The sequence below is a fragment of the Collinsella sp. HCP28S3_E9 genome (genome assembly GCF_052065455.1).
Classification (GTDB): domain Bacteria; phylum Actinomycetota; class Coriobacteriia; order Coriobacteriales; family Coriobacteriaceae; genus Collinsella.
In genome coordinates this window covers 1-26226 of record NZ_JBQHTZ010000015.1, presented here as the reverse complement: position 1 = coordinate 26226, position 26226 = coordinate 1, and the positions used below count along the sequence as shown (strand labels likewise).

The following is a 26226-nucleotide window of genomic DNA, read 5'->3' as shown; positions in this document are numbered from 1 at the left end:
TTGGCGCATTGAGGACAGGTTAGATTGCACCATAGAAAAAGGGTCCCGCGCACAGAGCGCGAGACCCTTATCAGAACAATGTGTGCCGATTAGAACGTGACCGGGGTGTCGGTGTAGACGCACTCGAGCAGCTGCTCCATCTCCTCCTGAGACGGCTGGCGCGGGTTGGAGCCCGTGCAGGCGTCGAGGATGGCGTTGGCGGCAACGTCGTGCTTCTTAGCCTCGAACTCATCGTAATCGATGATGGACTCGTCGGCCTTCACGCCCTTGGCACCGTAGTTCTTGATGCCCTGCGGGATGTCGAGCTTGTCGTTGAGGTCGCGAATCTCCTGGACCAGAGCCTCGACCAGCTCGTCCTCGGTCTCGCCGGCGAGGTGCAGGATCTCCTTGGCGATGAAGGCGTAGCGGCTCTTGGCGCGAGCGTCCTTGGCGTTGAACTGGATGACCTTGCCCAGGTACATGGCGTTGGCGCAACCGTGGATGATGTGGTCGCCCTCAAAGGCGGCACCGGTCTTGTGAGCCATGGAGTGGACAATGCCCAGCAGACCCGAGGAGAAGGCGATGCCGGCGATGCACTGGGCGTCGTGCATGTGCTGGCGGGCCTCATGATCGCCCTGATAGGACTTGGGCAGCCACTCGACGATCTCGCGGATAGCATGCAGGGCGTTGGCGTCGGTGTACATGGAGCCAGCGGTGGAGACGTAGGCCTCGATGGCGTGAGTCAGAGCGTCCATACCGGTGTGAGCGCACAGCTTGGCGGGCATGGTGTAGGTGAGCTCGGGGTCGACGATGGCGACATCAGGGGTGATGTTGAAGTCGGCCAGCGGGTACTTGATGCCCTTGGCGTAGTCGGTGATGACGGAGAACGCGGTGACCTCGGTAGCGGTGCCGGAGGTAGAGGAGATGGCGCAGAAGTGAGCCTTCTGACGGAGCTCCGGGAAGGAGAACGGGACGACCGCCTCCTCGAAGGTCTCCTCGGGATACTCGTAGAACAGCCACATAGCCTTAGCGGCATCGATGGGCGAGCCACCGCCAATGGCGATAATCCAGTCGGGCTGGAACTCGGTCATGGCCTCGGCGCCCTTCATGACCGTCTCGACGGACGGATCGGACTCGACGCCCTCGAACAGCTTGACCTCGAAACCGGCCTCCTTGAGGTCGGCCTCGACGTCCTGCAAAAAACCGCCGCGGCGCATGGAGCCGCCGCCGGTCACGATGATGGCCTTGCTGCCCTTGAGGTTCTTCACCTCGTGGCGAGCGCCCTCACCAAAGTACAGATCACGAGGATTGGTAAAACGTCCCATACTGTGCCTCCTAAACAAGCCCCTCTTAGACTTGCGTATATAACGGAGCACCCGATTGGCTCCGTTAGGACCGTTTTGCGCGTTGCCGGCGATGACAATGCGCGATGTCTAAACGTCTCAACGCTCAGACAAATAGTATTTTACCGTTCTGGTTGGTCAGTTATTTACCGAAAGTCGACAATGATGAAACGTTTTTTCTATCCCTGAAGACCCTTATGCGGCATTCATACTCCCAAGCTGGGCAAACGTTTTATCAAGGTTGACCACATATCCAGGGCAGGACTGTGCCCCTCCAAAAGACACACCGTTCGCCGCCAAAAATCGACCGTTTGCGGCACCGTGATACCACTCGGTCGTCCAAGGTGCCGACATTTGTGCGACATCCGTCTTCGTGGTGCAAAGGTGATGTCCAAGTGCGGCACTCCCAATGTGCCTCATGCGGGTAAACTAGAACCTTATATAGAGACATTTGAACCCTAACCGCAGCAAAGGAGGCCCCATGGCATTCGATCCCATTCAAGAAGATTGCCATCGCCTCGTTCTTGAGGCCTTGCGCCGCGACAATATCCCGCTCACCGACGGCCCTGCCGTAGAGCGTCTGATGGAACAATTTACCCGCAACCCCGCGCCGCTCATCGTGCACGACCGCGACCGCGCCGGACATCTGATTGCCAAGGTAGTCGAGGCTGTCGACTACCGCATTCCCTTTATCCCTGACGATACCCAGGCAGAGCAAGAAGAGACCGCTGCCGAAAACATGCTTCGCGAGGCAGCCGCACTCGACCCGACCAACTGGGACGCTCAGCGCATGTTGACCGCCCTCACCGCTAACTCCAACGAGGAGTACGTACAGTACTTGGTATCCAAGCGCGATGAAGTCGAGCACGACCTGGCACTCAAGATCGCCTCGGCGCAGGACCCCTACGAGCGCGAGGCCGCAGGCGACCTTACACGCCGCCCCTACCTGCGCTGGCTTGCCGCCCTTGCGTCGCGCGCCCTCATTAGCGGCCGTTACCGCCTGTCGCTCGAAACCGCAAACCGCAGCCTGGACTTTGCCCCCAACGATCCGGCCGGTGTCCGCCACACTGCGATGCTCGCCATGGCAAAACTCGAATACCCCGCCGAGGAGCTCAAACGCTTTCGCTCTGCCCACTCCGTCCCCTATCTCGCCAACACGCCGCTGCGCCGTCGTCCCAAGGACGCGGAGCGCGACTTAGACCCGTGGACGCTCATCGCGCTGATGAGCGCTGCCTGGCGCGAGCTGGACTACGAGGGCGCCGAACACTACTTGCGCATCCTTGCGCGCTCGTGCCCGCACGCAGCCGAGGCGCTTTACTTTCAAACCGAGTTTCCCGATGGCGTCTATGCCCGCGTCAACGTGGGCGTGGGCTCCACCGATGAGCTTGTCCTTGCGCTGTCCGAAGCGACGCCGGTACTGCAGGAGGGCTTGGGCGCCCCCGACAACGCCAGCTTTGCCGCCTGGGTCGCCACCAACGATATCGTGCGTTCCCAGATTGACGAGCGCATCCTGCGGGCGGCCGAGCAGGGCTTGCCGTTTAAGGGAGGAGACCTCTAATGGATCCGAGCGTCTACATCCCCGCCTACCTGGAGCGCGCCTACGTTGCGTCGCACCCCGAACTCACCGATGCAGCACGCGATCTTGTCCATAACGACGTAAGCGTCAACCCTCATAAGTATGCGCAGACCGAGCATGCCCAGGCACTGCTTTCCTATGCCGGTGTTCACCGCCACCTGCTCGACGAGCTCCATCGTATCGAGGATATGGGCAGCGATGAGGAGTTTGAGCAGACGCGCAACCGCCTGTTCGACGATATGCGCGATGAGCTGCTCAAGATCGTCCGCGTCGATGCGTATGTCTTCGATGCCCAGCTGCTTGCCATCATTTTGGCGGACACGCCCGTCGACGCCTGCCTGGGCGACCTGATGAAGCTCGAGGCGACCACAGCCGATTACTTACGGCAAAGCGTGCCCGGATTCGATATGGAGGCCCCGCACTACTGGACCAACAAGGTGCTGGCAGACGGCGTGACGGCGGCCGATCTCACCGTGAGCGAGCCGGCGCTTATCGGGTGGCTCCACACGCTCGAGGCCATCTCGCAGCTGTGCATGGCGAGCGCTCGCTACCGTGCTGCCGTCAACTATTCTCGCCGTGTTCTTAAGGCGGAAGGCTATCCCACCCGAGCTGCCGGCACCGTGCTACTCGCCCTCGCTCGTCTGGAAGACGAGGACGGCTTTTTTGCCCTGGCCCACCAGCTCGAGGAGCAGATGGGGGCCGATGCCCTCGAGAACTCCCCCTGGTACCTACTCGCCCGCACGATCCTGCTATTCAAAACAAACAAGATGCGCCCGGCGACACGCGCCCTGCGTGAGTTTGCCAACCGCTGCGAGGGCGGCGCGTTCTTTTTGCTGAACCCCATGTATCAGACGCCGTACCTTCCCTGCCGGCCCGAGCCGCACGACCCCTGGGACCTTTCGCACCAGGCAGTTTGGGAGGCCGACGGTATCATCTCGGATACTCCCGACTTTGCCCCCTGGGCCAACGCTTGCGAAGACGTATCACAGCTTGCCCAGGAATTTGCGCGCCGTTATGGCTTTTAACGGCACGATCGCCACGACCATGTCATTCACGTTAGGAACGGCTCCATGAACTTCCGCTCATCTCTCGCCTGCACCTCGAGCGATATCGCCCGCTGGGGGCTGCGCTCCATCCTTAAGCGCCAGGGCGGCGTACTCCCCGGCCGCATCGCCATGAAGATCGACCCCGAGCTGCTAAGCGACCTCGCGAGCCTTGTCGACCGCAGCGTGGTGGTCACCGGCACCAACGGTAAGACCACCACCTCCAACCTCATCGCCGACGCCGTTGCCGCCAGCGGCGCCACCGTGGTATGCAACCGCGCCGGCAACAACATGGAGCCAGGCGTGGTGGGTGCCCTGCTCGAGGGCCGCAGCGATCTTAAGCGTGCCGGCAGCGGCAAGCGCGTGGGCGTCTTTGAGTGCGACGAGCTCTACACGGTGCGCGTCTTGCCCAAGCTCAAGCCAACGTACTTTGTGCTGCTCAACCTGTTCCGCGACCAGCTGGACCGCTACGGCGAGATCGACCACACCCAGGACGTCATCGCCCACGCGTTGGAGCTTTCGCCGGCAACGACGCTCATCTATAACGCCGACGACCCGCTCTGCGCCTCGATCGCCGCACGCGTCCCCAATATGAGCATCGCCTTTGGCATCGACGGCGCCACGGGCACCGAGTCCGATCGCATTAGCGACTCGCGTTTTTGCTCGCAATGCAACGCGCCGCTGGAGTACGACTATGTGCAGTACGGCCAGCTCGGCGCCTATCATTGTCCTTCGTGCGGTTGGAGTCGCCCCGCGCTGGTCCGTCGCGTGACAGGCGTTGAGCTCGGCTGCGACGGCTACGGCTTTGACCTGGCCTTTGGACCCGAGGCAAAAGCGCCCGCCACGCACATCGCCACACGCTACAACGGCCTGTACATGGTCTACAACGTTGCCGCCGCCTTCTTTGCGGCGCGCGAGTTGGGCGTGGACGCAGCGCATCTGCAGCCCACGCTCGATGCCTACGTCCCCGCCGGCGGACGCATGGGCCGCTGGGAGATTGCCGGCCGTACCGTCGAGGCAAACCTGGCCAAAAATCCCGTAGGCTTCGATCGCCAGATCCAGTCCATTAAAACGGCAGGCGGCAGGCTCTGCGCCTTCTTCCTGAACGACAACGACGCCGACGGCCACGATGTCTCGTGGATCTACGACGTCGACTTCGAGCGCATCGCCGATACCCCAGGGCTTGTCGCCTTTGCCGGGGGTACGCGCGCGCACGACATGCAGGTGCGCCTGAAGTATGCCGGCATCGACGCCGCCATCATCTCGAATATCGAGCAGGCGATCGGCGCCGTGGCAGATGAGGCCGCCGATGACACCTTCTACGCCGTCGCCAATTACACGGCATTCCCGCCGCTGGTCAAAGAGCTCGACGGACTTAAAGACGCCGATGCGAGCTCGGTTGCCTCCTGCGCCGTAACACGCACCGATGGCAGCGCCGTCCCCACCGATATTGCGCCGGTCGAGCTTCCGCGCCCGCTGCGCATCGTCTATCTGTATCCCGATGCCCTCAACCTCTATGGCGACGGCGGCAACGTCATCGCCCTCGAGCGCCGCTGCGCCTGGCGCGGCATTCCCGCGCGCGTGGACGAGGTCCGCATGGGCGAGACGCTCGATCTTACCGACGCCGACATCGTCATGATGGGCGGCGGTGCCGACCGCGATCAGTTGGCTGTGGCACACGAGCTGCTCGCTCAAAAGGACAAGGTTGCGACATATGTTGAGGACGGCGGCTCGTTGCTCGCTATCTGCGGCAGCTATCAGCTGCTCGGTCGTTCGTACTATATGGGCGAGAATCGCATCGAGGGTCTAGGTGTCATCGCCGCCGAGACCGTGCGCGGCTCCGACCGCCTGATAGGCAACGTCGCCGTCAAGACCGACCTGGCACCCGAGCCCTTTGTGGGGTTCGAGAACCACGGCGGCCGCACCCTGCTCGATGCAGAGGCCACGCCGCTCGGAACATCTGTCGTCACGGGCACCGGCAACAACGGCGACGACGGCTTTGAGGGCCTCATCTACAAGGGCGTCATCGGCACGTACCTACACGGACCGGCACTGCCCAAGAACCCCGAGCTCGCCGACTGGCTCATCGCCCATGCCCTTGAGCGCCGTGGCGATGCACAGGCCGCCGCCCTGCTGCCGCTCAAGCCCCTCGACGACACCTACGAGCACGCCGCCCACGACGCCGCGATGAAGCTCCTCCCCTAACGCCCCGCCACCACAAAGGGACAGGCATCTTTGTGGTGGTTTTGACCCGTCCCAGCGGTTTGTCTCAATCTGTAACATCTAGACCACCAAAGGTCGTCTTACTGTTACAGATTGAGACGTTCGTCCCGACGCCTGCATTTTGTCTCAATCTGTAACAGATAAGGCCGATTTACCCGCCCAGATGTTATAGATTGAGATTTTTGAAGATCGGGGGGAGAGGGCCAGCTCCTGTGTGGTGGTTTTCCAGTTTGCCAACGATATACGCGCCGACAAAAAAGTCTGCTATACTCTTTCCCGCTGTCCCCATCGTCTAGCGGCCAAGGACGCCACCCTTTCAAGGTGGATATCGCGGGTTCGAATCCCGCTGGGGGCACCATTTGAAACGAGAAGCCCGTTACCCTCGCGGTGGCGGGCTTTTTTCTACCCCAACGCCGGGATTCGAACCCGGCAGGGTGCGGAGCTGAGGAAACGCGTGAGCGTTTTCCAGCGCAGCACGCAAGGAGCGAAGCGACGCAGCGAAGGCGGGCGGCGCCAGCCGCACGCGGATATCCCGCTGGGGGCACCATTTGAAACGAGAAGCCCGTTACCCCCGCGGTGACGGGCTTTTTTCTACCCCAACGCCGGGATTCGAACCCGACAGGGTACGGAGCTGAGGAAACGCGTGAGCGTTTTCCAGCGCAGCACGCAAGGAGCGAAGCAACGCAGCGAAGGCGGGCGGCGCCAGCCGCCCGCGGACATCCCGCTGGGGGCACCACAGCATCTAAAAAGCCCGTCACCCCCATGGTGACGGGCTTTTTGCTACCCACGTGCCGGAATTCGAGCCCAACAGGGTGCGGACCCCGGCAAATCGGCGGCAAAACGGGCTCCAAAGCGTCCTTCGCAATCAAAAAGCCGGGGCCCGCGCGATGCGGACCCCGGCTTAATACCGTGACGATATGCTGGCTATGCCCTACACGTAGAACAGGATGTCATCGTAGGTCGGGACCGGCCAGTAGTCGGCGGCCACGATCTCCTCCATGGCATCCACGGAGGCACGCAGCGTATCCATAGCGGGAACGACCTCGTGTGCATACACATTGGCCTGCTCCTGGCCATCGAGAGCCTCGGCCTTCTGATGCACGGCATCGAGCGCCTTGATGGAGTCGTTGATGGCGGTGATACCGTTGCAGAGCTTGTTGAGCGTGTTCTGCTCGCACTGCATGGCGGCCTCAGCACCGGCGGCACGAATTGTCTCAAGGCCCTTAGCGACCTTGGTGGCATAGGCGGTAATGACCGGACGATAGGTACGACGTGCCTCGCGAATCATCGTGGTAGCCTCGATGTTCATGAGCTTGTTGTACTTCTCGAGCTTGCAGTCGTAGCGGCACTGGGCCTCGGCCTTGGTCAGAACGCCCGTCTCCTCAAAGAGCGCGATAGCCTTATCGGAAACAAAGGCGGGAAGAGCGTCGGCCGTGGTCTTGTTGTTGGCAAGGCCGCGCTTCTCGGCCTCGATGGGCCACTCGTCGGAGTAACCGTCGCCGGAGAACAGGATGCGCTGGTGATCGGTCAGCACCTTCTTACAGTACTCGAGCGCGGCGTCCTGGAACTTATCCTCGGGCGTACCCTCGAGTGCGTCGGCGAAGGACTTGAGCGACTTGGCCACGGCGGCATCGAGCACCAGGTTGGAGTCGGAGACGTTCTGCTCGGAGCCGCAGGCACGGAACTCGAACTTGTTGCCGGTGAAGGCGAACGGAGAGGTGCGGTTGCGGTCGGTGTTGTCCTGCATCAGCTTGGGCAGGGTATCGGCGCCCAGGTCGAGCACGCCGCGCGTGGCATGGACGGAAGCCTTGCCATCGATGATCTTCTCGACGACCTCGGTAAGCTGGTCGCCCAGGAAGATGGACATAATCGCCGGAGGAGCCTCGTTGGCGCCCAGACGATGGTCGTTGCCGGCCGAGGCAACGGAGGCACGCAGGAGCTCCTGGTAGTTATCGACGGCCTCGATCACCGCGGTGAGGAAGACGATGAACTGCAGGTTGTCGAGCGGGGTGTCGCCCGGATCGAGCAGATTCTCGGACTCGGTGCCAAGCGACCAGTTATTGTGCTTGCCCGAACCGTTGATGCCCTCGAAGGGCTTCTCGTGCAGCAGGCAGACCAAATCGTGGCGGGAGGCGATGAGCTTCATCTTCTCCATCATGACCAGATTCTGGTCGATGGCCTCGTTGACCTCGCCATAGACGGGGGCGAGCTCATGCTGGCAGGGAGCGACCTCGTTGTGTTTGGTCTTGGCGGGAATGCCAAGCGCCCACAGCTCATCGTCCAGGTCCTTCATATAGGCCGAGACGGTGGGGCGGATAGCGCCAAAGTAGTGCTCCTCGAGCTCCTGGCCCTTGCAGGGAGCAGCACCAAAGAGGGTGCGGCCGGTGATGACCAGGTCCCTGCGCTTGCGGTAAGCGTCCTTCTTGATCAGGAAGTATTCCTGCTCATCGCCCACGGAAGGAACGACCTTCTTGGGGGTCTTACCAAACAGCGCCAATACGCGCTTGGACTCACGCGAGAGCGCGGTCATGGAGCGCAGCAGCGGGGTCTTCTTGTCCAGGGCCTCGCCCGTGTAGGAGCAGAAAGCCGTGGGGATGCACAGGACATCGTCCTTGATAAAGGCGGGGCTGGTGGGATCCCAAGCGGTATAGCCGCGGGCCTCGAAGGTGGCACGCAGGCCGCCGTTGGGGAAGCTGGAGGCGTCCGGCTCGCCCTGGATGAGGTTCTTTCCCGTAAACTTGGTAATAGCGGTGCCGTCGTGGTTGGGTTCGAGGAAGCTGTCGTGCTTCTCGGAAGTAATGCCCGAAAGCGGCTGGAACCAGTGCGCGTAGTGCGTCGCGCCCTTGGAGATGGCCCAAACCTTCATGGCATGGGCAACGGCGTTGGCCACATCCAGGTCGAGCGGCTCACCGTCCTCGAGGGTTGCAGCAAGGCGCTTCCAAATGTCCTTGGGGAGGTAGTCCTTCATGACTTCCTCAGAGAACACCATGGTCCCGAAGCGGTCAGTAAGTTCGGCCATACGGAACTCCCTTCGTATCGGCACCGCGTGAGAAGCGGTGTTGATTACTAACGAACGAGTCATAGCTTAGACTCGCCGTGTTTCCGCGACATTACCGTTATGTTGCCGTCGCGAAACTAATCAATGAGGTTACCGCATCGCGGCGATGTTGCCACCCTCAACAGTCAATCAACTGTATAAATTGCAGACCTCTCCGCATGGTTTACGGGTAGTCTTTTTGGGACGGGGCTTTTTTAGCTGCCCTATTTAAATATGGTCTCAAGCTTTGGAGGCGCCGGATTGGGTAGCTAAAAAAGCCCCGTCCCAAAAAGACTACCCTGCGTACCTGGTTGATGGGGTAAAAAGCTCCAAATTAGCTACGCTGTTATAGGGAATGCCGATAGCGAAACATCTTCGATTGATATTTCCAAATAGCGAGTAAAACTCCACCGTAGCGCAGCGGTACTGTAGAATCCTTACAACACATCACGCTAATGTATCTAAAGGAGCACGATATGCGCGTCGACGAGGTTTTTAAGCAGGCAGCATCCCAGGGCACCACGCCCATTTCGTTTGAGATGTTCCCGCCCAAGGGCGAGCTTACCCTCGACACGGCTCGCGAGGTGGCTGGCAATCTGTGCAAGCTTTCGCCGAGCTTTGTCTCGGTCACCTGCTCGGCCGGCGGCTCGGGCAACGGCGCCACCACCGCCCCCATCGCGCATATGATTACGAGCGAATTCGATACGCCCTCGGTGGCGCACCTCACCTGCGTTGGCCGCACGCATGCCGATATCGCCGCCAAGATCGACGAATACCGCTCCGCCGGCGTAGAAAATGTGCTGGCCCTGCGTGGCGATCTCCCCGCCGGCGCGAGCGAGGATGACAAGCCCGCCTCGGACTACGCCTACGCCCGCGACCTCATCCCCGAGCTCGTCGACGCCGGCTTTTGCGTGGGCGCCGCAGCCTACCCCGAAGGCCACATTGCCTGTGAGAATCTCAACCTCTCGGTCGAATATCTCAAGCAAAAGCAGGACGCCGGCGCGAGCTTCTTTGTGACGCAGCTCTTTTTTGATAACGAGTGCTTCTACCGTTTTCGCGAGCTTGCCGACAAGGCCGGTATCACTGTGCCCATTACCGCAGGCATCATGCCGTTTATGGGCAAGTCACAGATCAGCCGCATGGTCTTTATGTGCGGCGCGTCGCTGCCCTCCCCCGTCATCAAGATTCTCGCCAAATACGAGAACGACCCCGAGAGCCTGCAGGCAGCCGGTGTAGATTATGCCGCCCGCCAGCTTTGCGACCTTAAGGAGCACGGCGCCGACGGCCTGCACCTGTACACTATGAATCGTCCTGCGATCGCCGCAACCATTATGGAGCGCCTGGGGTAATGGAAAAACCGCACATCGATACAGCTTTTGGTGAAGTGCCGGCCGACCTTGCGTCGCCGGCGCTCTACCGTATCGATGATACCCACCATCCCCGCGCCGATCGTGCCGAGATGCTGCGGTATCTGGGTTACGGCGGCCAGCAGATTGAGCCCGAGCTGTCGCAGCGTATTGAGCTTGTCGTTGAACGTTTGGAACTGGACATTGAGCCCCGTGGCGTGCGCCGCGTATTTGCCGTCGATGCCATGGGCGTGGACGAGCAGGGAGAGCCCAGCATCCGTCTGGTTGGAACCAGCGTTGAGCTGCGCGGTCGCGATATCTATCGACATCTCAAAGACGCCCGCTTTGCCGCGCTCATGGCATGCACCCTCGGCATGGACGCCGAGCGTCGTCTGCGCACCACGGGAGCCCAGCAGCCCCTAGAGGGAGCCGTGCTCGATGCCGCGTGCTCCGCCTATGTGGAAGCTGCCGTCGAGCAGATGGACCAGCAGGTCAAGGCTGCGGCCGCCGCACACGGACTCGCCGGTAACTGGCGCTTCAGTCCCGGCTACGGCGACTGCCCGCTTACGGCTCAGCGTTCAATCGTGGCTGCACTCAACTCCACGCGGCTCATCGGGCTTACCGTCACACCTACCAGCCTGCTCATGCCCACCAAGAGCGTGACCGCGGTGATCGGTCTGTTTGACGGCGAGGTCCACGACGCCCAGAGTCGCCCCACCTGCAATATCTGCCGCATGCGCGAGCACTGCCGCTTCCGCGCCGCCCACACCACCTGCTATTCCAGCCATTAGGAGCCCCCGATGTTTACTCCGCTTATCACTCATGATCTGGACGGCGCCGCGCTGGCGGCGCCCGTTGATGCTGCGCGCCGCAAGGGCGCCACGTACAAGACGCGCACGATCGACGACCTTTACATTAAGGACGATCGCCTGCGCGCCGCCATCGAGGGCACGGGGCACCTGCTGTTCGACGGCGGCATGGGCACCATGCTGCAGGCGGCCGGCATGAAGGCCGGCGCCCTGCCCGAGCTGCTCAACTTTGAGGAGCCCCAGGTCATTACCGATATTCAGCGTCAGTATGTCGAGGCCGGCTGCGATGTGATCACCGCCAACACCTTTGGCGCCAACGCCCACAAGCTCGACGGTGCCGCCACCGTGGCAGATGTCTTTGCCGCCGCTGTCGCCTGCGCCCGCGCGGCCGGTGCCCACTACGTCGCCGGCGACATCGGCCCCATCGGTGCGCTGCTTCGCCCCTTGGGTACCCTCAGCTTCGACGAGGCCTATGACCTCTTTGCCGAGGAAGTGCGCGCTGGCGTCGACGCGGGTGTGGACCTCTTTATTATCGAGACCATGACCGACCTTGCCGAGATCAAGGCGGCGGTCCTTGCCTGCCGCGAGAACTCCGAGCTGCCCGTCTTTGCCACCATGACCTTTGAGGAGGACGGCCGTACCTTCCTGGGCACGAGTCCCGAGGTTGCCGCTATCACGCTCGACGCCATCGGCGCCGACGTCCTGGGCATCAACTGCAGCCAGGGACCGGCCGAGCTCCGAGGGCTCGCCGCACGCATGCTCACCGTTACCGACAAGCCCGTTATGGTGCAGGCCAACGCAGGACTCCCCCACGTGGACGACGACGGTAACACCGTCTTTGACATCCAGGCCCCCGAATACGCCAAGGCCGTCGCCGGCATGATCGCCGACGGCGTGAGCGTCGTGGGCGGTTGCTGCGGCACCACGCCGGCGCACATGGCAGCGCTGCGCACGCTTATCGACAACCACACGCCCAGTCCGCGCCGCCGCAAGCCCAGCATGTCGGTCACAAGCGCCCAGACCGTGGTTGACCTTCCCTGTGACGGCCACAAGATCGCCGTCATCGGCGAGCGCATCAATCCCACCGGAAAAAAGCGCCTGCAGCAGGCCCTGCGCGACGGCGACCTGGACTACGTCGTAAGCCAGGGCATCAGCCAGCAGGAGCAAGGCGCCGACATCCTGGACGTCAACGTGGGCCTGCCCGAGATCGACGAGGTCAAGATCATCCAACAGGCCACCGAGCAGCTCCAGGGTTCCACGCTGCTGCCGTTGCAGATCGACTCCACCGACCCCGCAGCCGTCGAGGCCGCCGTGCGCCGCTACGCCGGCAAGCCCATCATCAACTCGGTCAATGGCAAGCAGCAGATCATGGATGAGATCTTTCCGCTGGTCGCCCACTACGGTGCCAACGTCGTCGGCCTCACGCTCGACGAAGGCGGCATTCCCGATACCGCCGAGGCTCGCTTCGCCATCGCCGAGCGCATCGTGGCCGAGGCCGCCCGCTACGGCATCGGACCGGACCGCATCCTCATCGACTGTCTGGTCATGACCGCCTCGACCAATCAACGCCAAGCCGAACAGATTCTGCGCGCCATGTCCCTGTGTAAGGAGCGTCTGGGCGTCAAATGCGCGCTCGGCGTGTCGAACATCAGCTTTGGTCTGCCCGCCCGCCCGCTGCTGGGCTCGGTCTTTTTGGCCGCCGCCTTCGGCGCGGGTCTGGACGCCCCCATCATGAACCCGGGCTCCAAGCGCTTTATGGATACCGTCTACAGCTATCGCGTCTTGAGCGTTGAGGACGAGGGCTCGACCGGATACATCGAGCGCTACGCCGGCTGGACCGATCCGTACAAGATCGCCGCGAACCCGGCGGCGGCTCAGACAGTATCGACCGACACTGTGCCCGCCGCTGGCACCGCCGGCACCGACGGCAACGACGACCCGATTCGTCGCATGGTCGTCTCGGGCCGCAAAGGCGAGATTGCGGCCGAGACCGAGCGTCTGCTGGCAGACCACGACGCCATGGACCTCATCAACAACCACTTTATCCCCGCCCTCGACGAGGTTGGTGTCCTCTTTGACCAGGGAAAGTTCTTCTTGCCGCAGCTCATGGCCTCGGCCGAGGCCGCGCGCGTGGGTTTTGACACCATCAAGCGCCTAATGCCCGCCGGCGAGATTGCCGACAAGGGCAAAATCTGCGTGGCCACCGTCAAAGGCGACATCCACGACATCGGTAAGAACATCGTCAAGATGCTGCTCGATAACTACGGCTATACCGTCTTTGACCTAGGCCGCGACGTCGACCCGCAGGAGGTGCTCAAGACCGTACGGGAGCGCGACATCAAGCTCGTCGGCCTCTCGGCGCTTATGACCACCACGGTCGTCGCTATGGAGGAGACCATCAAACTGCTTCATGCCGAGATGCCGGGCGTCAAGATCATCGTAGGCGGCGCCGTACTCACCCCCGAATACGCCAAGCAGATCGGCGCGGACTACTACGCCAAGGACGCCGCCGAAAGCGCTCGTATCGCCGAAGAGGTCTTTGGGCAGTAACACAACGGAAACAACCGAGCACCAAAACGTGCCGCATGCGCCACTTGGCACGTGCGGCACGTTAGAATAGACAAGACTATGCTCGTTTTGGCAGATAGGAGTGCAAGGATGGCGATCACGCCCGCAGAAATCGCGGAAACCCGCGGCATGGTTGAGGAGCAGAACCTCGACATCAGGACCATCACCATGGGTGTTTCGCTCATGGGTTGCGGCGACGAGAACCTCGACCGCATGTGCACGAAGATCTACGACCACGTGACGCACACGGCTGAGCATCTGGTCGAGACCGCCGAGAACCTCGAGCGCGAGTACGGTATCCCCATTGTCAACAAGCGCGTTTCCGTCACCCCGGTGGCGCAGATCGCCGCGTGCTGCAAGGATGAGGACCTCACCCCCATCGCGCATGCCCTCGACCGCGCGGCCGAGACGCTCGGCATCGATTACCTGGGCGGCTTCTCCGCACTCGTCCAGAAGGGCATCGGCGACGCCGACCGCCGCGTCATCCAGTCCATCCCCCAGGCGCTCGCTACCACCAGCCGCGTCTGCTCCAGCGTCAACGTCGCCAGCCTGCGCGCCGGCATCAACATGGACGCCGTGCTCATGGCGGCTCAGACCATCATCGATGCCGCCAAGCTTACGGCAGATGAGGATTCCGTCGGTTCTTCCAAGTTTGTCTGCTTTGCCAACATGGTCGAGGACTCCCCGTTTATGGCGGGCGCCGTTCACGGCGGTGGCGAGGCCGACGCCGTCATCAACGTAGGCGTCTCGGGCCCCGGCGTTATGGCCGCAGCCCTGGAGAAGCTGCCCGATTCCGCATCGATGATGGAAGTCGCCGAAAAGATTAAGCAGACCGCCTTTAAGATCACCCGTGCCGGCGAGCTCATGAGTCGCGAGGCCGCCCGTCGCCTAGGTGTCGAGAAGGGCATTGTCGACCTGTCGCTAGCGCCTACGCCTGCCGTCGGCGACTCCGTCGCGCGCATCCTCGAGATCATCGGCGTGGGCACCTGCGGTGGCCCCGGCACGACCTGCGCGCTCGCCATGCTCAACGATGCCGTCAAGAAAGGCGGCGTCATGGCCAGCTCCAGCGTGGGCGGCCTCTCGGGCGCCTTTATCCCCGTGTCCGAGGACGCCGGCATGATCGCCGCCGTCGAGGCCGGCGCGCTTTCGCTCGAGAAGCTCGAGGCCATGACCTGCGTGTGCTCCGTTGGCCTGGACATGATCGCCATTCCCGGCGACACCCCGGTCGAGACTATCGCCGGCATTATCGCCGACGAGATGGCCATCGGCGTCATCAACAATAAGACCACGGCCGTGCGCGTGATCCCCGCCATCGGCAAGGGCGTGGGCGACTGCGTCGAGTATGGCGGCCTGTTTGGCCGTGCGCCCATCATGCCGGTGAACCCCAACGCCGGCACCGTGCTTGCCCACCGCGGTGGACGCTTCCCGGCGCCGCTGAACTCGCTCAAGAACTAGCTGAGGGGGACTGGCGAGGAGCCCCGGTGAGGACAAATATATAAGGTCGCCTGCTCGGACAGTCCTGACTCGCACGGAGAGCACATTACGTGCTCTCCGGCTCGTGCGGAACTCGCGATCGACCTTATATATTTGCCCTCACCGGGGCTCCCGCACAACGGGACCTCAGTTGGGTTCTATCCCGGTTGCAGTTGCTTCGCTCCTGCACCACTTGGCTGGTGCGGCGGTTTGGCGTTGGAACGGTTCTTTTTCTGATATATGCTGGTTGCGGCTCTTCTTTTGGGAGGAGTCGCTTTTTTGTTGTGAGGAGGGATGGCCCGTGGTTGATGGGGATGCTCGTTCTGAGCTTCTTTCTGCGGATTGGAATGGCGAATGGATGCGCTTGCAGGCTGGTCGGCGGCGGGCTGATGATTCTTTTGAATGGGATAAGCGGGCTCGGCATTTTCGGCCGCTTGAGACTGCTCCGTATGCCCGGGACTTTATGAAGCTGTTGGCGTTAAAGCCTGGTGAATCCGTGCTGGATATGGGGTGTGGGGCTGGGTCGATTGCTATTCCGCTTGCTCAGGCTGGACATCCCGTGATTGCCGCTGATTTTTCCCCTGCTATGTTGGGCACCCTTGATGCTGGCATTGAGTACTATGGGCTCGAGGATCGCATTACACCGCTTGAGCTTGCTTGGGATGATGACTGGGATTTGGTTGGACCGGTCGCGAAAGCGGTAGATGTTGCCTTTGCGAGTCGCTCGGTTACTACGAACGACCTAAAAGGCGCGCTTGTCAAGCTCGACCGTACGGCTCGGCGGCGTTGTGCTGTCACGATGGTCGCCAACTCCAGCCCGCGCTATGACCTGCACGTGATGAATGCCATCGGCGCCTCGGTTACCCGTAGCAATGGTTTTGTGTACGCCTTTAACATCCTTATTCAGATGGGTGCACTACCGCAGGTCACGTATTTTGAATCGCCCCGTCGTGACACCTTCGATAGTCTCGAGGCCGGCGTGGCGGACTTCTCCCGTATGCTCGAGCATGGCAACGAGGATAAGATCGATCGTCTGCGCGACTATATCGCCCAACATATGATTGAGAACCCCCATGCCGGCGAGCCGGGATCCAAGGGCGTGCCGCAGGGACGTTACATGCTCGACCACATCCGCAAGGTCCGATGGGCGTTCATCGCCTGGGAGCCGGTCTCTGCGCCCCGACCGTAGCCCATCTAAAGTATGCATCGTCTACCCGCCCGGCATCCGCATTCTTTGCGAACTGGCAAACGCGCTCCACACCGCGCCGTTCCTGCGCTATCGTGGGACAGCTCACGTAGATTAAGGCCCCATCGCGGGGCGCCCCATACATAGAAAGCGAGATCCCATGGCACTGACAGGAGCCCAGGTCAAGCAGCTTCGCAGCATGGCCCATCACCTCAACCCCGCCATCATCATCGGTAAGTCCGATGTCAACGAGGGTACCGTCGAGCAGACGGCCGCCTACCTGGAAAAGCACGAGCTCGTTAAGTGCTCCGTGCTGGACGGCTCCAGCCTTTCTGCCCGCGAGGCCGCCGAGGAACTCGCCGAGCGCTGCCACGCCGACGTCGTTCAGGTTATCGGTCGCAAGTTCTCGCTGTATCGAGAGTCCTCGCGCAAGGATATCGAGAAGATCAAGCTCGTCTAAGGGCCGATCGGTTCACACAGAGCAAGCCTGCGGGCGTCCGAATGATGCGGGCGCCCGTTTTTTATCGCTCAATGAACGGTCGGTTGACCCTGCTTTCGACCAGACGCTCGTAGAGACGCTTGGTCTCGGGCTCGGGAACGCCTGCGACCTGTTCCTTAAGATGATGGATATGCCCGCTATAGAGCTCGACGATATCGCGGCGTCTCCCCGCCGCACCGTACACGCGCATGGCGCATCGCACCATGTCCTCGCGTGCGGTCTCCTGACGTAGCCCCGCTTCTACCAGCCAGATTGCCGACTGCAGGTCGTTTTCTTCCAAGGCAGCGCTTGCTCCCACAATCATGCAGTCGATAAACTTCGACTGCATGATGCGGCGCATGCGCAAAAAGTACGTCGGATTGCAACCGTTGGGGATATACAGCGGTCCGGTATAGAGCTGTTCGATCTTAAGACACAGCTCGACCAGGTGAGGCCCACGCACTCTTGTGCGATTACCCAAAATCTCGCGGCTTATCTGCTCAAATAGCTTCACATCGGTCTTAACGTAATCCCTGTTGAGGCCAAGGCAGTCGTTTTGAATCAGGACGCACGACTTGCCATCTGGCGTGGGTCCCAAAGCGGATCGTAAGCGTGACACAGTCGAATACAAGTTGTTACGGGCGCTACTGTACTCGGCATGTGGCCACAGTTCCATAGCCAAGGTCTCGCGATCGACAAACGAATCGATACCCAACGCTAGCCGCTCGGCAAGCGTTGCCGCTTTCTTACGACGCCACATCTTGTCTGTGATGGGAAATCCGTCGCGCTCGGCACGAAACGCGCCAAACATGCGAATCTCGATATGATCGATAGCGTCGACGGGTTCGACCTCGCCGACCTGGAACAGCCGCTCGCTCTCTCCCTCCAAATCGTCGCGCAGCGAATATCGCGATAGCTCATGCACCGGGAGCTTCTTTCGAATCTTGGCAGCAGGCTCGCCCAGGCGATGCATCGCAAGGCGTGCAAACAGCCGATACGCTGGCTCCAGAATCCCAGAACGATTCATAGACATCCAGGCGGCAAGATCGCTGTCACGGCCCGCAGACGCCAAATGCAGCGCTACGACCCAAGCCTCCGCGCCGCCGACTTGTGTCCGACTTAGGTCGAGCAGCTCTGCCTCTTCTCGTACCGACACCATCGACGTATTGCGAAGGCTTGATGCACGCTCCAACAGCAACGCGTTGTCGCGCATGTATGCGATCGACTCGTCAGCAAGCTTGAGTACCTGGACCGCGCGGAACTTCGCGTTGACCGGGCGCCCCTCGGCGAGCGCCTGCCAGCCTTCAAGTAGCAGGCCAAACAGCTGGATTTGATTGTCACGCACGCGCACGGCAAAGCGATCGAGCTCATTAAACGCCGTATCGTCAGTCATTGGCAGGCCTGCAAGCAGACGCCGTGCCGCCAGCACCATACGCACCCAGACAGCCGGCGCCTTAAGCCCACGAGCATCGAGTGCCTCCCGTGTCCGAGACATCTCGTCGTCACGCTCATCGATTCCCATAAAGGACCCATCAAAGAGCTCCGCCAACATCCGATCTGCCCGTATGAGAATCTCTGCAATATCGAGTTCGCAATCATATACCTTGTTCGCCTTGAGTCCCGAAAGTGCTGCGCCGTCTTTCGCCTGTTCGGTCAGCCGGCTCTTAACCTCGATATGCGCCGACAGCATATCGAGCGCAGCACAAGATGCCTCATTTTTTGGAAGAGCAGGATTGGCTGGAAGCCCAAGCTCGCAATCTCCATAACAGACGACCGTAAGCACCTGGGCGACTTTCCAAGAAACCAAATCAATCTCGCGGACCGACTGTGCGCTCGCATGTTCGACAATCGAGGCCATATACCGGGCCAGTTTAGTATTCGAAACGCTTACCGCCGCCAAATAGACACCAAGTGCCTCGGTGGGCGTCGGCTCCAACGCGGGCTTGTCGGCATCCGTCGTCCTCAGTACCGCGCGACAGACATCCCCTCCATGCCCAGTCAGAGCCAAATCGACACCATACTGTCCAGCAAGCTCAAGGACGGCGTCGCGATCCAAAAAGGCATCTGCCAAATCCATCGCAGCATCGCATCGGCCCGCCTTGAGCAGAATGCGTGCCGCGCGCATAACGAGCTCTGGACGAATTTCCGCAACCATTTTTCGTAATCTCAGGCGCGCGTTATCCTCGGTGCCCATACACGTAAAGCTTCGGTCGACCGGATCGACACCAAAAATCGGATAATCACGAACAAGATAGGACTGATCGATCATGGAGAGCCTGACACCGCATGCCTCAAGTTCCGCAATCTTGCCCTCGCCCATCAGGGCCATCACGCACGCCACGTTAAATAGGGCGCCGTTATCGATTGATGCCATATCGGCAAGTGCCGCACCGTATACGTTGACAATCTCGTTTTCGAGCAAGCTGGCAACGTCGCCCTCTCCGTACAGCCCCGTCTGCATAGCCGAAACCAACTCGGGAACACCCTGTGTGAGCTGGTAAAAATCGAGCGACGTGCTAATCGAGAACGCCGATGCCCAAGCCGAATACTCATAGGCATGCACCTTGAGCATCTGCGCATTGATCTTGACCGAGTCACCCAGCCCGCGAATCAACTGGCGATTTGAGGGGCGGCAGGTGACAAAGACCCCGATCCCCATAGTGCGCAGGCCTCGAATTCGATCGATAAGCTCCTCGGTATCTTGCTGATCGAGGTTGGGGACGTTATCAATCGCAATCAACGATCGCGGTTTGTCCTCAAGTTCATCTGTGACCACTTCGAGCTGCATAAACACCTCGCGGGCAATCGCGCGGTCAGCCTCGATGATTCGCACCAGACCGCGCGTCGGGTCGCTTTTGACTTCCTGAGTGTACTGAAGCAATATCGATGTTTTTCCAAACCCATCTGGTGCATAGAGCAACACAATGCCCGCCTTGCGGCCCTTGACAATCAACTCGCTCATCAGGCGATCACGTCGGACCATATAACCTGTGCCCAATGGCGCCAATTCGAGATCATCCGTATCGTTCAGCCCGTTCATCATGCTCGCTCCTTACCTCGGCCACATGGACACCGTAATCGCAAGACAGCCCAAGCCATCCCGTAAATCGAACGACGCAGAGTTTTAGGTTGTCTTTCGGTTCGCATTTGGCAAGTTTTTGTTCAGCGAGCGCCGATTGAAACTTTTCCCCCAACCAACCGGTCTTTGCGCAGGTCAATGCGCTTGCCAGCATGTCCCACTCATTTGGCAGTGTAACGCAATGGGGCTTGTAATATTTTGTTGCGCAACTCGCCTACGCGCTGCTACCGTTTGCGACTCATTAGTAGCATATTTGAATAGAATATGCTAGAGAATGCATCACACTATACGAGGCACCACCGTCAAGCTTTTGGCAAGCTAATGTTATGCACACCATAAAGCCCGCGCTCATTCTGATTCCGCTGGCAGATATTGCGGACGGACGCAGCATAGGGGCCCATGAGTCTATAAGCTAGCCGCCATCCCGCATATGCATAATAAAAAAGGCCCCCGCAGAACGGGAGCCTGTAACAAAGTAATAACAAATCGCTCGGATTGTACTACTCGCAGAGCGAAAGGGCAGCCTCGTCGGCAACGACGACGCAGTTGGTGTGCAGCTGCAGGATCGAAGCCGGGCACTCGGGCGTAACCGGGCCATAGCACATATCGTGCACAGCCTGAGCCTTGGCCTCGCCGTTGGCGACGACCAGGATCATGCGGGCATACATGATGGTCTGGGTACCCATGGTGTAAGCCTGGCGGGGAACGTCGTCGATGCTATCGAACAGGCGGCTGTTGGCCTGAATGGTGCTCTCGGTGAGGTCGACGCAGTGCGTACCCTTGGAGAAGTGGTCATCGGGCTCGTTGAAGCCAATATGACCGTTATTACCAATGCCGAGCAGCTGCAGATCCGGGTAACCGGCGGCAGCGACGAGCTTATCGTACTCGGAGCAGGCAGCGGCGGCATCGGGGTTGGAGCCATCGGGCACGTGCGTGTTATTCAGATCGACGTTGATGTGATCGAAGAAGTTCTCGCGCATGAAGTAGTGATAGCTCTGGGGATCATCGTGCGAAAGGCCGCGATACTCGTCCAGGTTATAGGTGCTGACCTCGGAGAAGTCAATATCGCCCTTCTTGTACCAATCGGCGAGCTGCTTGTAGGCGCCAATCGGAGTGGAGCCGGTGGCAAGACCGAGCACGCAATCGGGCTTAAGGATAACCTGCGCCGAGATGATATTGGCGGCCTTGCGGCTCATATCCTCGTAGTCTTTAGCTTTAATGATCTTCATTACGCATCCTTTCTCGTAGAAGAGAGGCAAGGCTCCCCTTACAAGCACTTGCCCGCGGCCTGCGTCGGCCGCAACCAACGTGTGCGGCCACCAGGGCGAGGTCGCGTAATGTATGTATCTCGTGTCTAGCCGCGTCGAGGCCCCTGCCCGTCCACGGTGACCCGAAGCCTTTTAGCCTCGGACATTTTTCATCTTGCCACGAAGGGCGCCCTCTTTCAAGGGCGCCCTCCGTAAACGTGTTTGAATTGTAGGCCAAAGGGCAAGCGAACGAGTTAGCGCTCGCGAGCGACGATGAGCTGATCCATCTCCTCGACATGCTCGCCGACGGAGCCCTTGATGCTCGAGAACTCAACAGAGTTGCACACCAAGATGGGAACCGTCACATCGTAGCCCTCGGCCTCGATTGCCTCGCGTTCAAACTCGATAAGCACATCGCCCTTATGGACGATATCGCCCACCTGTGCATGCACGGTAAAGTGTTTGCCCTCGAGCTGAACGGTATCGAGTCCAACGTGGATTAAAACATCCAAGCCATCGACCGTGTTGAGCGCAACGGCGTGTCCCGTTGGAAAAATCGCCTCGATCTTGGCATCCGCTGGTGCAATCACGCGCGTGCCCGTAGGCCGAATGGCAACGCCTTGGCCCAAAAGGCCAGTGGCAAACGTCTGGTCGTTAACCTCGGAAAGCGGAATGACATCGCCCGAGATGGGAGCATCCAGCGTAAGGACTCGACCACGCATACCAAAAGACCTTAGGACTTTAGTGAACATGCTCCCCCTTGGACATACCAATAATCAAAACCAGTTTTAGTAGTTTACCACTTGGCATTGGTTTTTGACCATTAGGGAAGTTCGCGCTTGACAACCTCGACGATGTCGTCAACGACGCGCTGAGTCAGCTCGTGCGTCTCGGCCTCGGCCATCACGCGAACCAGCGGCTCGGTACCGCTCGGGCGCACCAGAATGCGGCCGCGACCGTTAAGCTCCTTCTCGGCGGCAGCGACAGCGTCCCAAATGGGCTGGCAATCGTCCAGACCGGCCTTGTTGTCGGAATGCACGTTGACGAGCACCTGCGGGTACTTCTTCATGATGCCGGCAAGGTCGGTGAGGGTGCGGCCAGTGCGCTTGAGCACGGCCAGCAGCTGCAGCGCCGTCACCAGGCCATCGCCGGTGGTGTTGTGCTCCAGGAAGATGATGTGGCCGGACTGCTCTCCGCCGATAACGGCGCCGTCCGCGAGCATGCGCTCCAGCACGTAGCGGTCGCCCACGGCGGTCTGCACCATCTCAAAGCCCTGTTCCTTCATAGCGATGGAAAAGCCCAAGTTGCACATAACGGTCGAGACGATCTCGGAGTTGGCGAGCTTGCCGCGAGCGGCGAGGTCAGAGCCGCAGATGGCCAGGATGTAATCACCATCGATCTCGTTGCCCTCGCTGTCCACGAACAGCACGCGATCGGCGTCACCGTCGTGGGCCAGGCCGATGTCGGCGTGGGTGCGCAGCACGAGCTCGCGCAGGGGCTCAAGATGAGTGGAGCCGCACTCAACATTGATGTCGGTGCCACAGTAGTCGGTATTGATGGCGTGTACCGTGGCGCCCAGACGCTGAAGCGCGGCAGGCGTGGTCTGGCAGGAAGCACCGTGACCGCAGTCAACGGCAACGACCAGGCCGTCGAGCTTAAGGCCGCCGAGGGTGCTGATAGCGTGGTCGACGTATGCCTTGCGAGCGTCCTTCATCTTGATGATGTGGCCCACACCGGCGCCGGTCGGCAGCGTGTCGGCAGCCATGGCCTCCTCGGACATGACCCAGGCGCTGATCTCTTCTTCAACGGCATCGGGAAGCTTCATGCCCTTGCGACTAAAGAACTTGATGCCGTTAAACTCCGGCGGATTGTGCGAAGCGGAGATGACGATGCCGCCGTCGAGGTCGTTTTGGACGGTGAGCAGCGCCACGGCCGGCGTAGGGATAACGCCGCAGCAGTGCGGGCGACCGCCCTCGGCCATAATGCCAGCGGTCAGAGCGCTCTCGAGCATGGTGCCCGAAAGACGCGTGTCGCGGCCAACGCAAATGTCCGGACCAAGGAACTTGGTCGCCGCACGGCCAAGGCGAAACGCGAGGTCGCACGAGAGGTCGGCGTTGGCGACGCCACGGACGCCGTCGGTACCGAAGATGTTCTGGGGCATAGGATCGCTCCTTCCCAAGTGGGCAAAACGCACTCGCCCACCCTAGTCGAAAAAGAAAAGCGGGACCCGCCGAGCAATCGGCAGGCCCCGCTTGTACATTGTATCTCGTAAGGAGATAAAACCTTAGCGCTTGGAGAACTGGGGAGCGCGGCGGGCCTTCTTGAGGCCGTACTTCTTGCGCTCGACCACGCGAGCATCGCGCGTAAGGAAACCGGCCTTCTTGAGGTCAGCACGGTAGTCGCCAGCGTTCAGAAGAGCGCGAGCGATGCCCAGGCGCAGAGCGCCGGACTGACCGGAGATGCCGCCGCCATCGCACAGAGCGATAACGTCGAACTGACCGGCGGTATCGGTCACCTTGAAGGGAGCAAGGGCGTTCTCAACGAGCTGATGACGGCCGAAATACTGCTCGGCGTCACGCTTGTTGATGGTCACCTTGCCGGTGCCGGGGACGAGACGGACGCGGGCGACGGCGTTCTTACGACGGCCGGTACCCTGGTAGACAACGGTGTTCTCAGCCATCTTTAAGCCTCCAGCTCAATCTTCGTGGGGTTCTGGGCAGCATGCGGATGCTCGGCACCAGCGTAGACCTTAAGCTTGGTCATCTGGGCACGGCCGAGGGTGGTCTTGGGCAGCATGCCGCGAACGGCGCGCTCGATGACCTTCTCCGGGTGCTTCTCCATAGCCTGGTGGAAGCTCTCAGCCTTGAGGCCGCCGTTGTAGCCGCTGTGGCGATAATAGGTCTTCGTGTCGGCCTTGTTACCGGTAAGCTGGACCTTATCGGCGTTGATGACGACAACGAAGTCGCCGCAGTCGCTGTTGGGCGTGAACTGGGGCTTGTTCTTACCGCGCAGGATCATTGCGATCTGGGTGGCAAGACGGCCCAGGACAGCACCATCGGCGTCGACGAGAACCCAGTTGCGCTGGACCTCGCCCTGCTTGGCGTAGTGAGTCGATTTCGAAATCACTTAGACTCCTCCATGTACAGTACGTGTTGTTACAGAGATTCACGGGGCTCTGCAAGTAACCCGTCCATATTACCCCGCCCGTCGCCCGAGTCAACAGGTATTTTGGCTCTGACCAGACTTTCTGCACATGTCGTCCATCGGTAATGATGTCGCGACGCTAGCGCTCGACAAATGCCTTGATATCACTCAGCAGACGCTTTGCCTCCTGACGACCCTGAATATACAGGTCGAGAAGCTTTGCCGGATCGTGCTCGACGTGACCGACCTCGACAGGCTTTTGCGGGGCAACGACCAGCGCGCGGCCCTCGCGCTCATACTTCCACAGATGCATGCGCTGGATGTTATAGCGGTCGTGGCGCGTCTCGATAGCCTCGAGCAGATAGGGGTAGTCGGCATAGCGGGCGCGTGCGGCAGGCATAAACTCGTAGGGCTTTTTCTCGTACGAGCGGTCCTGCGTGACAATGACAACCGCGCGATCGAAGCCGGCCTCCTTCAGCACGTGCTCGATGGGGACCGAATCGGCTACGCCGCCGTCGACGTATTTGTGCCCGTCGATCTCGACCGACGGCGTCACCAGCGGCAGCGACGTCGAGGCGCGCACGGCATCGAGGTCGAGCACGGCGCTTTTGACCGGCAGGTATGCAGCGGTTCCAAAGAGCATGTCCGTCGCGACGGCGTACATCTCGATGGGGCTCGCGTCGAATGCCTCGTTATCAAAGGGATCCAAGCGGTCCTGGACATCGTTGAAGATGAAGTCGTAACCCACGATGGAGCCCGTGGACGCAAACGATGCGGCACCCATGAAGCGGTTGTCGTTGCAGAAAGCCAGGTTGATGCGGTTGGCACGGCCGATCTGGTGCGACTTGTAGTTCACGCCGTTGAGGGCGCCGGCCGATACGCCATATACTGCCGGAATCTCGACGCCAGCCTCCATGAGGACGTCGAGCACGCCCGCGGTAAATTGCCCGCGGAAGCTGCCGCCCTCCAAAACGAGCGCGACCTTGCCGGCGTTCTTTGCCTTATCTTCTGCCGTCATGTTGACCTCCTACTGTTTCGTTTTGGCCTTCTTCTACCCAGTTTTGAGATGGAGAGCGCATGGGTTTTGGAGTTGAGTAGGACGGGGCGGCTGGCGGAAAGCACGTCCCGCTCTGGGGGGCGATTCCGGGATGGACTTTCCGCCAACAACCCATCCGGAAAATGCATCCCATTCTGAGCGTAGATTCTGGGATGCAACTTCCGCTTGAGGCGTCAACGTGAGTAGTCAATTTGGGACGGGGCTATTTTAGCTGCCCTTTGACTGTCGACGAATTATTGGGGGTCGGAACTAATATCGACTGGCTTATAGGGGTAGCTAAAATAGCCCCGTCCCAAATTGACTACTCCACCTTGTAGAGGCTTTGCGCGGAGAATCCGCGTATTTGCTTCGCAAATCCGCACCGGCTTCGGCCGCCTGCCGGCGTCCTCGCCCGCGGGCTAAAAACGCTTACGCGTTTTCTTTACGCCCGCGCCCTGCATAGAGTTCGATTCTCCGCGGTGCGGGGATGACGCTGGTGCAGGGCGTTGCCGGCTGTCATCCGATCGGCATCGCATCTATATAGGGTCGAGGCTTTGCGCGGAGAATCCGCGTATTTGCTTCGCAAATCCGCACCGGCTTCGGCCGCCTGCCGGCGTCCTCGCCCGCGGGCTAAAAACGCTTACGCGTTTTCTTTACGC

18 protein-coding genes and 1 tRNA gene are annotated in these 26226 nt (G+C 60.6%); 10 read left to right on the top strand and 9 right to left on the bottom strand.

Annotation, left to right across the window (positions count from 1 at the left end):
• Positions 1–89: 89 nt before the first annotated feature.
• Complete coding sequence (locus ACTNA2_RS07805; RefSeq protein WP_117794788.1) at positions 90–1304, bottom strand: iron-containing alcohol dehydrogenase; 1215 nt, start codon at positions 1302–1304, stop codon at positions 90–92.
• 499 nt (positions 1305–1803) lie between these two features.
• Here ACTNA2_RS07805 and ACTNA2_RS07800 point away from each other — a divergent pair, with 499 nt between their 5' ends.
• The 4 genes from ACTNA2_RS07800 (at position 1804) to ACTNA2_RS07785 (ending at position 6522) form a co-directional block, all read left to right on the top strand.
• Positions 1804–2880, top strand: coding sequence for a hypothetical protein (locus tag ACTNA2_RS07800; protein ID WP_154517956.1), 1077 nt, complete (start codon positions 1804–1806; stop codon positions 2878–2880).
• On the top strand, positions 2880–3923 hold the full coding sequence (locus ACTNA2_RS07795) for a hypothetical protein (RefSeq protein ID WP_441016443.1): 1044 nt from the start codon (positions 2880–2882) through the stop codon (positions 3921–3923). The genes ACTNA2_RS07800 and ACTNA2_RS07795 overlap by 1 nt, the downstream gene beginning before the upstream one ends.
• 45 nt (positions 3924–3968) lie before the next feature.
• The gene (locus ACTNA2_RS07790; RefSeq protein ID WP_441049089.1) at positions 3969–6146 is read left to right on the top strand and encodes a MurT ligase domain-containing protein; all 2178 of its coding nucleotides are present in this window, start codon (positions 3969–3971) and stop codon (positions 6144–6146) included.
• Positions 6147–6445: 299 nt separating this feature from the next.
• Positions 6446–6522, top strand: a tRNA-Glu gene (locus ACTNA2_RS07785).
• Between the two features lie 573 nt (positions 6523–7095).
• Here ACTNA2_RS07785 and ACTNA2_RS07780 read toward each other — a convergent pair.
• Positions 7096–9183 carry a glutamine synthetase III family protein gene (locus ACTNA2_RS07780; RefSeq protein WP_154517961.1) on the bottom strand — a complete coding sequence of 696 codons (2088 nt, stop codon included), beginning with the start codon at positions 9181–9183 and terminating at the stop codon, positions 7096–7098.
• A 494-nt stretch (positions 9184–9677) separates the two neighbouring features.
• Here ACTNA2_RS07780 and ACTNA2_RS07775 point away from each other — a divergent pair, with 494 nt between their 5' ends.
• The 6 genes from ACTNA2_RS07775 (at position 9678) to ACTNA2_RS07750 (ending at position 17043) form a co-directional block, all read left to right on the top strand.
• A complete protein-coding gene (locus ACTNA2_RS07775; protein WP_441049087.1) occupies positions 9678–10550 on the top strand; it encodes a methylenetetrahydrofolate reductase in 873 nt (290 codons plus the stop codon).
• Positions 10550–11338, top strand: coding sequence for a hypothetical protein (locus ACTNA2_RS07770; RefSeq protein ID WP_441049085.1), 789 nt, complete (start codon positions 10550–10552; stop codon positions 11336–11338). The genes ACTNA2_RS07775 and ACTNA2_RS07770 overlap by 1 nt, the downstream gene beginning before the upstream one ends.
• 9 nt (positions 11339–11347) lie before the next feature.
• Complete coding sequence (locus ACTNA2_RS07765) at positions 11348–13906, top strand: homocysteine S-methyltransferase family protein (protein WP_441049084.1); 2559 nt, start codon at positions 11348–11350, stop codon at positions 13904–13906.
• Between the two features lie 108 nt (positions 13907–14014).
• Entirely contained in the window at positions 14015–15379 is a 1365-nt protein-coding gene (locus ACTNA2_RS07760; RefSeq protein WP_441049082.1) for a PFL family protein, read from the top strand.
• A gap of 481 nt (positions 15380–15860) precedes the next feature.
• The gene (locus ACTNA2_RS07755; protein WP_441049081.1) at positions 15861–16586 is read left to right on the top strand and encodes a methyltransferase domain-containing protein; all 726 of its coding nucleotides are present in this window, start codon (positions 15861–15863) and stop codon (positions 16584–16586) included.
• Positions 16587–16743: 157 nt separating this feature from the next.
• Positions 16744–17043: a YhbY family RNA-binding protein gene (locus ACTNA2_RS07750; RefSeq protein WP_427795027.1), complete on the top strand. Its 300-nt coding sequence runs from the start codon at positions 16744–16746 to the stop codon at positions 17041–17043.
• Positions 17044–17104: 61 nt separating this feature from the next.
• Here the strand turns inward: ACTNA2_RS07750 and ACTNA2_RS07745 are convergent, their stop codons facing one another.
• The 7 genes from ACTNA2_RS07745 to ACTNA2_RS07715 all read right to left on the bottom strand — a co-directional run bounded on the left by ACTNA2_RS07745 (position 17105) and on the right by ACTNA2_RS07715 (position 25549).
• Positions 17105–20023 carry an AfsR/SARP family transcriptional regulator gene (locus tag ACTNA2_RS07745; RefSeq protein ID WP_441049079.1) on the bottom strand — a complete coding sequence of 973 codons (2919 nt, stop codon included), beginning with the start codon at positions 20021–20023 and terminating at the stop codon, positions 17105–17107.
• A gap of 617 nt (positions 20024–20640) precedes the next feature.
• Positions 20641–21369: a glucosamine-6-phosphate deaminase gene (gene nagB / locus ACTNA2_RS07740; RefSeq protein WP_441016422.1), complete on the bottom strand. Its 729-nt coding sequence runs from the start codon at positions 21367–21369 to the stop codon at positions 20641–20643.
• A 272-nt stretch (positions 21370–21641) separates the two neighbouring features.
• Positions 21642–22109: a PTS sugar transporter subunit IIA gene (locus tag ACTNA2_RS07735; RefSeq protein ID WP_427719420.1), complete on the bottom strand. Its 468-nt coding sequence runs from the start codon at positions 22107–22109 to the stop codon at positions 21642–21644.
• A gap of 101 nt (positions 22110–22210) precedes the next feature.
• Positions 22211–23548, bottom strand: coding sequence for a phosphoglucosamine mutase (gene glmM / locus ACTNA2_RS07730; RefSeq protein ID WP_441042375.1), 1338 nt, complete (start codon positions 23546–23548; stop codon positions 22211–22213).
• Positions 23549–23671: 123 nt separating this feature from the next.
• Complete coding sequence (gene rpsI, locus ACTNA2_RS07725; RefSeq protein ID WP_022094634.1) at positions 23672–24067, bottom strand: 30S ribosomal protein S9; 396 nt, start codon at positions 24065–24067, stop codon at positions 23672–23674.
• A 2-nt stretch (positions 24068–24069) separates the two neighbouring features.
• Complete coding sequence (gene rplM, locus ACTNA2_RS07720; protein WP_370450665.1) at positions 24070–24513, bottom strand: 50S ribosomal protein L13; 444 nt, start codon at positions 24511–24513, stop codon at positions 24070–24072.
• Positions 24514–24670: 157 nt separating this feature from the next.
• A complete protein-coding gene (locus ACTNA2_RS07715) occupies positions 24671–25549 on the bottom strand; it encodes a patatin-like phospholipase family protein (RefSeq protein ID WP_441049077.1) in 879 nt (292 codons plus the stop codon).
• Between the last annotated feature and the right edge of the window lie 677 nt (positions 25550–26226).